This window comes from Roseobacter sp. HKCCA0434 (genome assembly GCF_032464675.1).
GTDB lineage: Bacteria > Pseudomonadota > Alphaproteobacteria > Rhodobacterales > Rhodobacteraceae > Pontivivens.
In genome coordinates this window covers 57542-70724 of sequence record NZ_JAWDKL010000009.1, presented here as the reverse complement: position 1 = coordinate 70724, position 13183 = coordinate 57542, and the positions used below count along the sequence as shown (strand labels likewise).

General features: G+C 68.4%; 14 protein-coding genes. 7 read left to right on the top strand and 7 right to left on the bottom strand.

Features of this window, described 5'->3' with window-relative positions; genetic code table 11:
- The first annotated feature begins 1 nt into the window (after position 1).
- The 7 genes from RX333_RS07645 (at position 2) to RX333_RS07615 (ending at position 7441) form a co-directional block, all read left to right on the top strand.
- Positions 2-1222 (top strand): branched-chain amino acid ABC transporter permease, encoded by a 1221-nt coding sequence (locus tag RX333_RS07645; protein ID WP_316014335.1) that lies wholly within the window; start codon positions 2-4, stop codon positions 1220-1222.
- A 12-nt stretch (positions 1223-1234) separates the two neighbouring features.
- Positions 1235-1993, top strand: coding sequence for an ABC transporter ATP-binding protein (locus RX333_RS07640; protein WP_316014334.1), 759 nt, complete (start codon positions 1235-1237; stop codon positions 1991-1993).
- Positions 1994-2003: 10 nt separating this feature from the next.
- Positions 2004-2753 carry an ABC transporter ATP-binding protein gene (locus RX333_RS07635; RefSeq protein ID WP_316014371.1) on the top strand — a complete coding sequence of 250 codons (750 nt, stop codon included), beginning with the start codon at positions 2004-2006 and terminating at the stop codon, positions 2751-2753.
- Positions 2754-2979: 226 nt separating this feature from the next.
- Positions 2980-4920 carry an acetate--CoA ligase gene (gene acs / locus RX333_RS07630; RefSeq protein WP_316014333.1) on the top strand — a complete coding sequence of 647 codons (1941 nt, stop codon included), beginning with the start codon at positions 2980-2982 and terminating at the stop codon, positions 4918-4920.
- 75 nt (positions 4921-4995) lie between these two features.
- Positions 4996-5466, top strand: a complete 471-nt coding sequence (locus tag RX333_RS07625) for a YbjN domain-containing protein (RefSeq protein WP_316014332.1) — start codon at positions 4996-4998, stop codon at positions 5464-5466.
- A 33-nt stretch (positions 5467-5499) separates the two neighbouring features.
- Positions 5500-5778, top strand: a complete 279-nt coding sequence (locus tag RX333_RS07620; RefSeq protein WP_316014331.1) for an I78 family peptidase inhibitor — start codon at positions 5500-5502, stop codon at positions 5776-5778.
- A gap of 79 nt (positions 5779-5857) precedes the next feature.
- The gene (locus RX333_RS07615; RefSeq protein WP_316014330.1) at positions 5858-7441 is read left to right on the top strand and encodes a thiamine pyrophosphate-binding protein; all 1584 of its coding nucleotides are present in this window, start codon (positions 5858-5860) and stop codon (positions 7439-7441) included.
- A gap of 22 nt (positions 7442-7463) precedes the next feature.
- Here the strand turns inward: RX333_RS07615 and RX333_RS07610 are convergent, their stop codons facing one another.
- The 7 genes from RX333_RS07610 to RX333_RS07580 form a co-directional block, all read right to left on the bottom strand.
- Positions 7464-8234, bottom strand: a complete 771-nt coding sequence (locus RX333_RS07610; protein ID WP_316014329.1) for an SDR family NAD(P)-dependent oxidoreductase — start codon at positions 8232-8234, stop codon at positions 7464-7466.
- A gap of 85 nt (positions 8235-8319) precedes the next feature.
- Entirely contained in the window at positions 8320-9213 is an 894-nt protein-coding gene (locus RX333_RS07605) for a DUF1206 domain-containing protein (protein WP_316014328.1), read from the bottom strand.
- A gap of 71 nt (positions 9214-9284) precedes the next feature.
- Positions 9285-10412 carry an acyl-CoA dehydrogenase family protein gene (locus RX333_RS07600; protein WP_316014327.1) on the bottom strand — a complete coding sequence of 376 codons (1128 nt, stop codon included), beginning with the start codon at positions 10410-10412 and terminating at the stop codon, positions 9285-9287.
- Between the two features lie 22 nt (positions 10413-10434).
- Entirely contained in the window at positions 10435-10824 is a 390-nt protein-coding gene (locus tag RX333_RS07595; protein WP_316014326.1) for a rhodanese-like domain-containing protein, read from the bottom strand.
- The gene (locus RX333_RS07590) at positions 10821-11189 is read right to left on the bottom strand and encodes a rhodanese-like domain-containing protein (protein ID WP_316014325.1); all 369 of its coding nucleotides are present in this window, start codon (positions 11187-11189) and stop codon (positions 10821-10823) included. The genes RX333_RS07595 and RX333_RS07590 overlap by 4 nt, the downstream gene beginning before the upstream one ends.
- Positions 11186-11854 (bottom strand): dimethylsulfonioproprionate lyase family protein, encoded by a 669-nt coding sequence (locus tag RX333_RS07585; RefSeq protein WP_316014324.1) that lies wholly within the window; start codon positions 11852-11854, stop codon positions 11186-11188. Before RX333_RS07585 ends, RX333_RS07590 begins: the two co-directional genes overlap by 4 nt.
- On the bottom strand, positions 11851-13023 hold the full coding sequence (locus RX333_RS07580) for an acetyl-CoA C-acyltransferase (RefSeq protein ID WP_316014323.1): 1173 nt from the start codon (positions 13021-13023) through the stop codon (positions 11851-11853). The genes RX333_RS07585 and RX333_RS07580 overlap by 4 nt, the downstream gene beginning before the upstream one ends.
- Between the last annotated feature and the right edge of the window lie 160 nt (positions 13024-13183).

Below are 13183 nucleotides of genomic sequence, written 5' to 3'. Positions count from 1 at the left end.
CATGTTCGGTCTCGAAAAACGCGACGCGACGCTTCTGTTGGTCGTCATCGCCCTCACGATGCTCGCCCCGTTCCTGCTGAACCCGTTTCCGGTGGACGGAAGCCTCGCGCAGTTCAACGCGGGCTATCCCGACCTGATGCAGCGTTTCGTGATCTTCGGCATCTTCGCCATCGGCTTCAACATCCTGTTCGGGCTGACCGGATACCTGAGCTTCGGTCACGCGGCCTTCCTGGGGGTCGGCTCCTATGCGGGCATCTGGATGATGAAGCTGCTGACCATGAACGTGATCCCGGCGATCATCATGGCGACGATCGTGGGCGGGCTGTTCGCGGCACTTGTCGGCTTCATCTCGCTGCGCCGGTCGGGGATCTACTTCTCGATCCTGACGCTGGCCTTCGCGCAGATGAGCTATGCGCTCGCCTATTCGGTGCTGACGCCGATCACGGGCGGGGAGACGGGGCTGCAGCCGCAGCTGTCCGATCCGCGACTGCTCGACGGTGCGCTGGGCGCAGGCGAGCGGCCGCAGGCCAATCTCTTCGGGCTCGACATGGGATCGAGCTCGCAGCTGGTCATGGGCGACTGGGTCTTCACCTTCAACGCGGGCTACTACATCGCGGCGGTGATGATGATCCTGGCCTTCTACGTCTCGATCCGCATCTTCCGCTCGCCCTTCGGGCTGATGCTGGCCGCGATCAAGACCAACCAGAACCGGCTGAACTATACCGGCGTCAACACGCGTCCCTACACGCTCGCCGCCTTCATCGTGTCGGGCATGTATGCCGGGCTCGCCGGCGGGCTGATGGTCGCGATGGACACGCAAGTCGGGCCGGAGCGGATGTTCTGGACCGCGAGCGGCGAGGTCGTGCTGATGGCGATCCTGGGCGGTGTCGGCACGCTGATCGGGCCGGTGCTGGGCGCGGGGCTGATCAAGTACATGGAAAACATCGTTTCCAAGATCAACTCGAACATCCTGCACGAATGGTTCGCCTTCCTGCCCGACGGGCTGGAGGATGCGCTGGTGACGATCCTCTATCCCTTCATCGGGAAGGGGTGGCACCTGACGCTGGGCCTCGTCTTCATGCTGGTCGTCATCTTCCTGCCCGGCGGGCTGGTCGAGGGTGGGCGCCGCATCGGCATCCTGCTGGGACGGCGCGGCAAGAAGTCGGACATGGAAAAGCTCGGCTCGAATGTGCAGGGCGGTCAGCCCGACGCGGCCGAATAAGGGGAGGGGACGATGGGAATCCTCGAAGTCACCAACGTCAACAAGCGCTTCGGCGGGCTGCAGGCCCTCGACGACGTGAACCTCAACGTGGAGGAGAACACCGTCCACGCGATCATCGGGCCGAACGGGGCGGGCAAGTCGACGCTGCTCAACTGCTTCGTCGGGCGTCTGGTGCCGGATACGGGCACGGTAATGTTCGACGGGCAGGACCTGATCGGGCGCAAGCCGCACGAGATCAACCAGATGGGTGTCAGCCGCGTGTTCCAGACGCCGGAGATCTTCACCGATCTCACGATCCTGGAGAACGTGATGATCCCCAGCTTCGCCAAGCGGGACGGGGCGTTCAAGTTCTCCCCCTTCGCCGCCGTGCGGGCGGAGCGGGCGATCCGCGATCATGCCGAGCAGATGCTGGAGGACGTGGGCATGGCCGACAAGCGGCACATGGTCGCCTCGTCCATGTCGCGCGGCGACAAGCGGCGGCTGGAGATGGCGATGTGCCTCGCGCAGGACCCCAAGCTGCTGCTGCTCGACGAGCCGACGGCGGGCATGGCGCGCGCGGACACCAACAACACGATCGACCTTCTGAAGCAGATCGCCGAGACGCGCCCAATCACCTTCGTCGTGATCGAGCACGACATGCACGTGGTCTTCAGCCTCGCCGACCGGATCAGCGTTCTGGCGCAGGGCCACGTGATCGTCGAGGACCATCCGGGCAACATCAAGGGCAACCCGAAGGTACGCGAAGCGTATCTGGGCGATGCGCATGACTGAGGACAGCACCATGAACCAGCACTCCCCGATCCGCGCCCCCGGTCAGCGGGCGGAGCCGGCCTTCTTCTCGGTCTGGGACATGCAGGCCTATTACGGCGAGAGCTACATCGTCCAGGGCGTCAGCATGAACATCCACGAGGGCGAGATCCTCGCCTTGCTGGGCCGCAACGGGGCGGGCAAGACCTCGACCCTGCGGGCGATCGCGCGGGCGGGCTCGCCGATGGTGACGCATGGCGAGATCTGGCTCGACCATCAGCCGGTGCACCAGATGGGCGCGCACGAGGCCGCGCAGGCGGGCATCGCGCTGGTGCCCGAGGACCGGCGGATCATCCCCGGCCTGACGGTGGAGGAGAACCTGCAGCTGGCGCAGATCGCGCCGCCCAAGGGCTGGTCGATCGACCGGATCTACGACCTGTTCCCGCGGCTGGGTGAGCGGCGCAAGCAGATCGGCGTGACCCTGTCGGGCGGGGAGCAGCAGATGCTGGCCATCGGCCGGGCGCTGGCGCGTGACATCAAGCTGCTGCTGCTCGACGAGCCCTACGAGGGGCTGGCCCCCGTCATCGTGCACGAGATCGAGCGCACGCTGAAGGAGATCCGCAGCCTCGGCATCACCACGGTGATCGTCGAGCAGAACGCGGTCGCGGCGCTGAAGCTGGCGGACCGGGCGGTCATCCTCGACACCGGCACGGTGGTCTATGACGATACCGCGCAGCATCTGCTCGACAACAAGGAGATGCGCGAGGAATACCTCGCCATCTGACGACGGCGCGTATGGCCCCGGACCGTTCCGGGGCCAGATGCCACGCGGTTTCGGCGATGCGGCCGCTGCGTGCCCGGATGCGATGGCACGTAGACTGCGGATGCCGCCCCGAAATCGGGACTAAAGTGCGATTGACCGCGCGGGCGGGTCCGGACCAGTTTCGGGGCGACCGCGGGACCGGGCACCGCCGAACGGTGCCCGCTCAACAAGACGACCGGAGGATCAGATGACGACCTACCCCCCCAGCCCCGAACTCGCCGAGACCGCGCATATCGACGCGGACGGCTATGACGCGAAATACGCGGCCTCCGTCTCGGACCCCGAGGCGTTCTGGGCCGAGGAAGCCAAGCGCCTCGACTGGATCACCGCGCCCACGAAGATCAAGAACACGACATTCGCGTACCCGGATGTCTCGATCAAATGGTTCGAGGATGGCGAGCTGAACGTCGCGGCCAACTGCATCGACCGGCATCTGGAGACGCGCGGCACGCAGACCGCCATCATCTGGGAGCCGGACGACCCCGAAGCCGAGCCGCAGCACATCACCTATCAGCAGTTGCATGCGCATGTCTGCAAGATGGCGAACGTGCTGAAGGGCATGGGCGTGGGCAAGGGCGACCGGGTCGTGCTCTACATGCCGATGATCCCGCAGGCGGCCTACGCGATGCTCGCCTGCGCGCGGATCGGGGCGATTCACTCGGTCGTCTTCGCGGGCTTCTCCGCCGATGCGCTGGCCGACCGCGTGCGCGGGTCCGAGGCGAAGGTGGTCATCACCGCGGACGAGGCGCCGCGCGGCGGGCGGAACACACCGCTCAAAACCAACGTGGACAAGGCGCTCGACAAGGCGGGGACCGATACGAAGGTTCTGATGGTCAAGCGCACGGGCAACGACGTGCCGGTGAACGCGGATCGCGACACCTGGCTGCACGAGGCGGAGGCGGACGTTTCCGATCAGTGCGCGCCCGAGGCGATGAACGCGGAGGACCCGCTGTTCATCCTCTACACCTCCGGCTCCACGGGCATGCCCAAGGGCGTGGTGCACTCGACGGGGGGCTACCTGCTCTACGCCGCGATGACGCACCAATACACGTTCGACTACAAGGAGGGCGAGGTCTTCTGGTGCACCGCCGATGTCGGCTGGGTCACGGGCCACAGCTATATCGTCTACGGGCCGCTCGCCAACGGGGCGACGACGCTGATGTTCGAGGGCGTGCCGACCTATCCGGACGCGAGCCGCTTCTGGCAGGTCTGCGAGCGTCACAAGGTCAACCAGTTCTATACGGCCCCCACCGCGATCCGGGCGCTTATGGGGAAGGGAAAGCAATGGGTCGAGGGGTCGGACCTGTCCTCACTGCGCATCCTCGGCACGGTGGGCGAGCCCATCAACCCCGAGGCCTGGGACTGGTACAACGAGGTCGTGGGCAAGGGGCGCTGCCCCATCGTCGATACCTGGTGGCAGACCGAAACCGGCGGCCACCTCATCACCCCGCTGCCCGGCGCGACGCCGACCAAGCCCGGATCGGCCTGCAAGCCCTTCTTCGGCGTGCAGCCCGTCGTGCTCGACCCGCAGACGGGCGCTGTGCAGGAGGAGACGAAGGCCGAGGGCGTGCTCGCCATCGCCGACAGCTGGCCGGGGCAGATGCGTACGGTCTGGGGCGATCACGAGCGGTTCGTGAAGACCTATTTCTCGGACTACAAGGGCTATTACTTCTCGGGTGATGGCTGCCGCCGCGATGCGGACGGCTATTACTGGATCACCGGCCGGGTGGACGACGTGATCAACGTCTCGGGCCACCGGATGGGAACCGCCGAGGTCGAGAGCGCGCTGGTCGCGCACAAGGCGGTCAGCGAGGCGGCGGTTGTCGGCTTCCCCCACGAGGTGAAGGGGCAGGGCATCTATTGCTACGTCACGCTGATGGAGGGTGTCGAGCCGTCCGACGAGCTGCGCAAGGAGCTGGAGACGCATGTCCGCTCCGAGATCGGACCGATCGCCAAACCGGACGCGATCCAATGGGCGCCGGGCCTGCCCAAGACCCGTTCGGGCAAGATCATGCGCCGCATCCTGCGCAAGATCGCCGAGAACGACTTCGGCAGCCTGGGCGACACCTCGACGCTGGCCGATCCATCGGTGGTCGACGACCTGATCGAGAACCGGGCGAACCGGTGACGGGTTGATCGGGTACGCATGATGGGGATGATGGGCGCGGGCAACCGCAAACATCCGACCTTACGGGAGACCCCCATGCGCACCGCCACCCTGTCCATCCCCCTCGCCACCGCGATCCTGTCGGCGGCGAGCTTGCCTTCGTTCGCGCAAGGCACGATCTACGACGAGAACAGCCTCGACGCGATCTACGAAACCTTGCAGCGCGAGAACGAGAGCCTGCAATTGTTCCAGACCGAGGAGGGCGGCTTCTTCCTGGAGGGGACCTATCGCGACACGGCCTATTTCCTCGACTTCCTCGCCTGCTCGCAGCCGCATATCTGCTCCACGCTGCATTTCACCATGCCGATGCCGGCCGACCCGGAGGTGACGGGCGACGATCTCAACGCCTTCCACGTGGCGGATGTGTGGGGGCGGCTCGTGGTCTACGAGGACGAGACCATGTCGCTGGAGATGCCGGTGAATATCGAGGGCGGGGTGACGGAGGCGAACCTGATCGCCTCGCACGCGTTGTTCCTGCAGTTGATGGATGCGCTGCTCGACGGGTGAGACCGGCCGGGCAGACCGGAGCGAGGATTTCCCATGCACAAGTTCCTGATCGCCGCCCTGCCGCTGAGCCTGGCCCTGGCCGCCTGCACCCCGGTGGCGGAGCCCGATGGCCCCGCCGCACCCGGCCAGTGCCGCGAGGGCGGCTACGACCAGTTCATCGGGCAGAACGAGGAGATCTTCGCCCGCGCGACATTTCCCGCGCCGATGCGGATCATCCGGCCCGGCGATGCGGTAACGATGGATTTCAATCCCGACCGGCTGAACTTCCGACTCGATGCCAGCGGCACGATCGTCGAGGTGTTCTGCGGCTGACGCAGTCGTGCGGGGCGTAGGCGTTGACACCGCCGCCCCGCCGCGCACCATCGGCGGCGCACCAGAGAGGAGCGTCGCCATGCCCAATTCCGCCGACATCATCGCCGCTCGCCTCTACGAGGCGGGTGTGCGCCAGGCCTTCGGCGTGCCGGGCGGAGAGGTGCTGGAGATCATCGACGCGCTGACCCGCGCGGGGATCGAGTTCGTGCTGGCGCGCCACGAGAACGCCGCCGGGTTCATGGCGGAGGGCGCATGGCACGCGACGGGCGCGCCGGGCGTGCTGGTGGCGACGGTGGGTCCGGGCATGGCCAACACGGTCAACGTCACCGCCAATGCCGATCAGGACCGCGTGCCGCTGATCGTTCTGACCGGCAGCTATGACGATGCGACGACGCTGCGCTACACACACCAGATCTTCGACCATCGCGCGGTGCTGCGCCCGGTGGTCAAGGAGAGCTTCGAGGCGCGCATCGGTGCCTGCGACGTGATGATCGACAAGGCGGTGGCGCGCGCGTGCGATCCGCAATGCGGGCCGGTCCATGTCGATCTGCCGGTGAAGGTGGCGGTGGCCGATCATCCCGCGCCGCGCGGGGCGCGGATCGCGCCGCTATCGGCCTGCTGCCCCGCTGGTCTCGATGGTGCGCAGGCGCGCCTGGCCGAGGCCGAGCGGCCGCTGATCTTGGCCGGGCTCGACGCGTTGCCGGGGGCGCAGCGGATCGCGGACCTGGCCCGTGCGCATGCGATCCCCGTGATCACGACCTACAAGGCGAAGGGTGTGCTGCCCGAGGACGATCCGCTCAGCCTCGGCGGGCACGGGCTGAGCCCGAAATCGGACGCGATCGTGCTGCCCTTGCTGGCCGAGGCGGATTTCGTGATCTGCGTCGGCTACGACCCGATCGAGATGCGCCCCGGCTGGCAGGATCCCTGGGACCCGGCCCGCGCGGTGGAGTTCGTGGCTGCCCCCAACCGGCAGGCGATGCACGAGGTGGTAGAGAGCTGGGTCTGCGATCCGGCGGAGGGTCTGGCCGCGCTGCTGGAGGGGCAGGGCGCGGCGACGGGCTGGGGCGAGGGGGTCGCGCGGACCCGCGCGGCGCTGGCGGAGGCCTTCGCACCGGGGGCGGAGTGGGGGCCCGCTCAGGCGCTGGACGTGCTTGACCGCGACCGGCCCGACGACCTGATGGTCAGCGTCGACAGCGGGGCGCATCGCATCCTCCTGAGCCAGATGTGGCGCATGGCGCGCCCGCACCGGCTCATTCAGTCCACCGGCCTGTGCACGATGGGCTGCGCGCTGCCGCTGGCGATGGGCCACGCGCTCGCCTCGGGCGAGCGGACGATGGCGGTGATGGGGGACGGGTGCCTCGACATGATCCTGGGCGAGCTCGCCACGCTGCGCGACACCGGCGCGCCGGTGATCTGCACCGTGCTCAACGACAGCTCGCTCGCGCTGATCGAGCTGAAACAGCGGCGCGAGGGCAAGCGATCCGTCGGCGTCGATTTCGGCGCGACGGATTATGCCGCGGTGGCGGGGGCGCTGGGTCTCAGCGCCGCCCGAGTTGCCTCCGCCGGTGATCTGGCGGAGGCCTATGCCGAGGCGCTGGCGGCGGACGGGCCGTACCTTTTGGAAATCGTCATCCCGCCACGCGGCTATGACGGGCTGATCTGACCTTCGAATCGGCCCTGCATCCTCACTTGGGCGCCATGCGGATCGCGCCGTCGAGGCGGATGACCTCGCCGTTGAGCATCGGGTTCTCCGCCATGTGCCGCACCAGGGCTGCATATTCCGCCGGATCGCCCAGCCGAGCGGGAAAGGGGACCTGCGCGCCGAGGCTGTCCTGCGCCTCCTGCGGCAGGGATTGCAGCATCGGGGTGAGGAACAGGCCCGGCGCGATGGCGTTGACGCGGATGCCCGCGCGCGACAGGTCGCGGGCCATCGGCAGGGTCATGCCGACCACGCCGCCCTTGGAGGCGGAATAGGCGATCTGGCCGATCTGCCCGTCGAAGGCCGCGACGGAGGCGGTGTTGACGATCAGGCCACGCTCCCCATCCTCGCTCACCGGCTCGGCCGCGGACATGCCTGCGGCGGACTGGCTGGCGACGTTGAAGGTGCCGATCAGGTTGACGGTCACGGTCTTGGCGAAGGCGTCCGCATCGTGGGCCTTGCCCTCGCGGTCCACGGTCTTGATGGCCCAGGCGATGCCCGCGCAGTTGACGCAGATCCGCTCCTGCCCGTGGGCGTCGCGGGCCTTGGTCAGCGCGGAGGTGACGCTGGCGGGGTCGGCCACATCGACCTCGGCGAAGGTGCCGCCGATTTCGGAGGCCACGGCCGCGCCCCGTGCCGCGTCGCGGTCGAGAATGGCGACCTTGGCGCCTGTGGCGGCGAGCGCGCGGGCCGTCGCCTCGCCCAGTCCCGATGCGCCGCCGGTGACGATGGCGGCGATGTTGTCGTCGAGTTTCATGGATGATCCCTCCCCGGTCATGTTTGCCGGGGAGGGTGCGCCATGCAGTCCGCTCTGTCCAGATGTGAACGCGCGTTCAGTAAGCCTAGCTGGTGGCCGAGCGTGCCGTGCTTTCGGCCTTGTTCTTCATCCGCGTGGCGAGCGTGGTCAGATCGTCGCCCGCAAGGCGCGGCACGATGCGGTAGACCGCGTTGACGAAGCAGAACAGCGCGAAGCCCAGCAGGCCGAGGCAGACGAGGATCACCAGGATCCGGCCATAGGCCTGCTCGTGCAGCCAGGCGAAGGCCTCGCCGATGCCGCCGGCCTGGTCGGGGTTGTGGGTGATCGCGGCGTAAAGGATGAAGCCGCCGATCAGCAGCACGATCACGCCCTGCGCGGCGACGCCCGCGCGCAGCGCCGGGTCCCAGTTGCGGGTGAAGTGGTTGCCCATCAGCTTCTCACGGTATTTCCGCTTGTAGGCCTTGTGCAGGTAATAGATCCCCGCGCCGATCGTGGCGAGGCCCGCGAGACCGACGAGGACCTGCCCGCCGGGCCAGCCGAGGACCTTGCCCACCGCATCCGACACGCCCGAGCCGCCGCCCGACCCACCGCCGGAGCCTTCGCCGCCACCGCTGCCGCCCTTGAAGATCGTGACGAGGGCCACGAAGCCGATGAAGAGGTGCAGCGTGCCGGTGACGAACATGCCTGCGCGGGCGATCAGCCCTTTCGCGTCATCGCCGTACTCCTCCAGATCGTAGGTGCCGTCGACCACCCGCCAGACGGCATAGGCGAGCATCCCGAGCGCGATCAGGGCGAGGATGAACACGCCGAAGGCGCTCTGATTGAGGGTGCCGAAGGTCTCGGACGGGCCGCCCGCCTCGCCGCCGCCCATCAGGATCGACCAGAGCGAGACCCCCGCGACCACCACGTAGACTATACCCCGCCCGGCATAGCCCGCGCGCATGACGGGCAAAGCCCAGCTGAGATCCTGTTTCGACATGTTCCATCCCCTTCAAGAAACTGTGAGAAGGGAACACACTTGACGCGCCGGGGGTTCCCCCCCGGTTGGCATCAGGCCATTTGCCGCGCGATCAGCAGCTTCTGGATGTCGGAAGTGCCCTCGTAGATCTGGCACACCCGCGCGTCGCGCGCGATCTTCTCCAGCCCGTATTCGGACAGGTAGCCATAGCCGCCCAGCGTCTGGATCGCACCCGAGCAGACCCGCTCGGCCATGTCGGCGGCGAAGAGCTTGGCCATCGCGGCCTCGCGCAGGCAGGGGACGCCTGCATCCTTCATCCGCGCGGCGTTTAGGACGAGCTGGCGCGCGGCCTCCAGCTGCGTCTCCATCTCGGCGAGGCGGAACTGCACGGCCTGATGGTCGAAGATCGCCTGGCCGAAGCTCTGCCGGTCGCGGGCATAGGCGAGCGCGAGGTCGAAGGCGGCGCGGGCCATGCCCACGGCCTGCGCGGCGATGCCGATACGCCCCGTCTCCAGCGAGGAGAGGGCGATGCGGTAGCCGTCGCCCTCCGCCCCGATGCGGTTGCCTTCCGGCAGGCACATGTCTTCGAAGGCGAGCGCGCAGGTGTCGCTGGCCTTCTGACCCATCTTCTCCTCGACCTTGGCGACGTGGAAGCCGGGGGTGTCGTTGGGCGCGTAGAAGGCGCTGAGCCCGCGCTTGCCCGCCTCCGGGTCGGTCACGGCGAAGAGGATCGTGGCACCACCGATGCGGGCGGAGGAGATGAACTGCTTGGAGCCGTTGACGACATAGCCGTCGCCGTCGCGCACCGCGCGGGTGCGCAGGGCGCTGGCGTCGGAGCCTGCATGGGCTTCGGTCAGGGCGAAGCAGCCGATGAACTCGCCGCGCGCCGCCGGTTTCAGCCACGCCTCCTTCTGCGCGTCGGTGCAGAACTTGTCGAGGATGGCGAGGAAGGGCGCGTTGTGCACGCTGACGAGGGTGGAGACCGCGCCGTCGCCCGCCGCGATCTCCTCCAGCGCGAGGGCGTAGCTGACATAATCGGCGCCCGCGCCGTCCCAGTCGGGGTCGATGGTCATGCCGAGGAAGCCGAGCTGGCCCAGTTCCTTGCGAACCTCCGGCTCGATCTCTGCCGCCGCCTCCCGCGCCATCGCGCCGGGGGCAAGCCGGTCGCGCGCGAAATTGCGGGCCATGTCGCGGATCTGGATCTGGTCTTCGGTCAGCATCGGTCGCTCTTTTCGCGTATTTTCAGGAAGATGAAGGGTCGATCGGGCCGCCCGCGGCCTTCCATGCGGAAAAGCCGCCCTCGATCTGGGCCACGGGGGCGAGGCCCATATCCTGCAAGGCCTTGGTCGCCAGCGCCGAGCGCCAGGCGGAGGCGCAGAAGAACACGAAGCGGTCGCCGGACTGGAAGGCGGGCTTGGCGTAGGGGGAGGCGGGGTCGACCCAGAATTCCAGCATGCCGCGCGGTGCGTGGAGGGCACCGGGGATGGTGCCCTCCCGCTTCAGCTCGCGCACGTCGCGGATGTCGACGAAGGTCACGCCGGGCTGGCCGTGCAGCGCGATGGCCTCGGCCACCGGCAGGGTCTCGACCGCCGCGGTCGCCTCCGCCACCATGTCCGCGACGGGGCGGATCATTCGGTCGGCCCGCCCTGCTTGGCCCATTCGGGGTAGCCCGTGTCGATGGCGCGGGCGTCCTCGAAGCCCATCTCCTTCGCCCGTGCGGCGGCCATCGCGGCCCGGCCACCGGCGGCGCAGTAGAAGATGTAGGTGCGCGACTTGTCCGAAAGCGCCGGGTTCGGCTGCGGGCCGTCGACGGCGAATTCCAGCGTGCCGCGCGGGATGGCTTCGGCGCCCTCGATCTTGCCCTTCGCCGTCTCGGGCGGTTCGCGCACGTCGATGAACGTGACGTCGTCGCGCCCGTGCAGGCCGCGCGCGGCCTCGACCGTGATCGCTTCGACCGCCGCCTTGGCGTCGGAGACGTAGTCCTGAAGTTTCTTCATCGCTTGGCCTTTCGTGAGAATGTCATCACCTGCGCGGTCAGCTTGTCCTGCGGTCCCTCCCACGCGTAGCTGAGGAGCACCGGCTCCAGATCGCCCGTCGTGATCCGGTGGTGCCGGCCCGGCGGGTTGAAGATCATCGAGCCGGGGGCGAACACGCCGTCGTCGTTCTCGCTGACCCCGCCCGACAGCACATAGTAGCTTTCGGTCAATCCGTCATGCGCGTGGCTGGGATAGGTGGTGCCGGGCGCGAAGAGGACGATGCCGAGGATCAGCGCGTCCGAGCGGATCGGACCCTGCGGTCCCGCGAATTCGGCATAGGCGAACTTGCGCGACAGGCCGCGTGGCAGCTTCTCGTAGCCGTAGAGCCAGCTCAGCTCCGGCTCGATCGCGTCGATGGCGCGCACCATGCTTTCCAGCCGCTCCTGCCGCCCGCGGTCGAGCGCGCGGCGCAGGTGGCCGAGCACGGGCTTCTCCTCCCTCACGCGGGGCAGGATCGGCGGGTTCTCGGCGATCAGGGCCGACAGCTTCTCGCGCACGCGGCGCATGTGGGACCGGATCTTGACCGAGCCGCCCGCCGAGGAGCGGCGATACATCTCGCCATATTCGCGCAGCAGGTAGAGCCAGTCGGGCCGGTCCGACAGGCGCGGCGGCTCGCTTTCGGTCACGTCATGCGCTCGATGGCGAAGGCCGTGCCCTCGCCGCCGCCGATGCAGATGGCGGCGAGACCGCGGGTCGCGTCGCGCGTCTCCAGCGCGTTGAGCAGGGTGACGAGGATGCGCGCGCCCGAGGCGCCGATCGGGTGGCCGAGCGCGCAGGCCCCGCCATTGACGTTGACCTTCTCGTGCGGGGCTCCGGTCTCGGCCATGAAGGCCATCGGCACGACGGCGAAGGCCTCGTTCACCTCGAAGAGGTCTACATCCTCGACCGACCAGCCGATGCGCTGCATCAGCCGCTGCGCCGCCGGGACCGGGGCCGTGGTGAACCAGCCGGGGGCCTGCGCGTGGCTCTCATGCCCGAGGATGCGGGCGCGGGGCGTCAGGCCGCGCGCCTCCGCCTCGCTCTGCCGCATCAGGACCAGCGCCGCCGCCCCGTCCGAGATCGAGGAGGCGTTGGCCGCCGTCACCGTGCCGCCCTCGCGGAAGGCGGGCTTGAGCTGCGGGATCTTGTCGGGCCGCGCGCTTTGCGGCTGCTCGTCGGCGGCGACGACGCTCTCGCCCTTGCGGGTACGGACGGTGTAGGGCGCGATCTCGCCCTGGAAATCGGCGGCGAGCGCGCGTTCCAGCGAGGCGAGTGCGTAGGCGTCCTGCGCCTCGCGCGTGAACTGGTATTTCTCGGCGCAGTCCTCGGCGAAGGTGCCCATCAGGCGGCCCTTGTCATAGGCGTCCTCCAGCCCGTCGAGGAACATGTGGTCGACGACCTGCCCGTGGCCCAGCCGTGCGCCGCCGCGCATCTTGGGCAGGAGGTAGGGGGCGTTCGTCATGCTCTCCATCCCGCCGGCGACGACGATGCGACCGTTGCCGAGCGCGAGCTGGTCATGCGCCATCATCGCGGCCTTCATGCCCGAACCGCACATCTTGTTGAGCGTGGTGGCGGGCACGTCCTCGCCCAGACCGGCGGCGAAACCGGCCTGTCGCGCCGGGGCCTGGCCCTGGCCCGCGGGCAGGACGCAGCCCATCAGCAGCTCGTCCACATCCGAGGGCGCGACGCCCGCGCCGTCGAGTGCGGCGGCGATCGCGGCCCCGCCGAGATCGGATGCAGTGGCGCCCGAAAGCGCCCCCTGGAAGCCGCCCATGGGCGTGCGCGCGGCACCGACGATGACGATGGGGTCTTGCATGGATCCTCCCGGCGTGATTTGTGAACGCTCGTTCACATCGAGCCTGCCACGCGCGGGCGCGCCGATCAAGCCGGGTGCGAAACCTTGGCATTCGCGATCGCGATACCAGATGTGACGGGGGCGGATCGTTCCGCCCGGATCGAAACATGCGACGACCGGA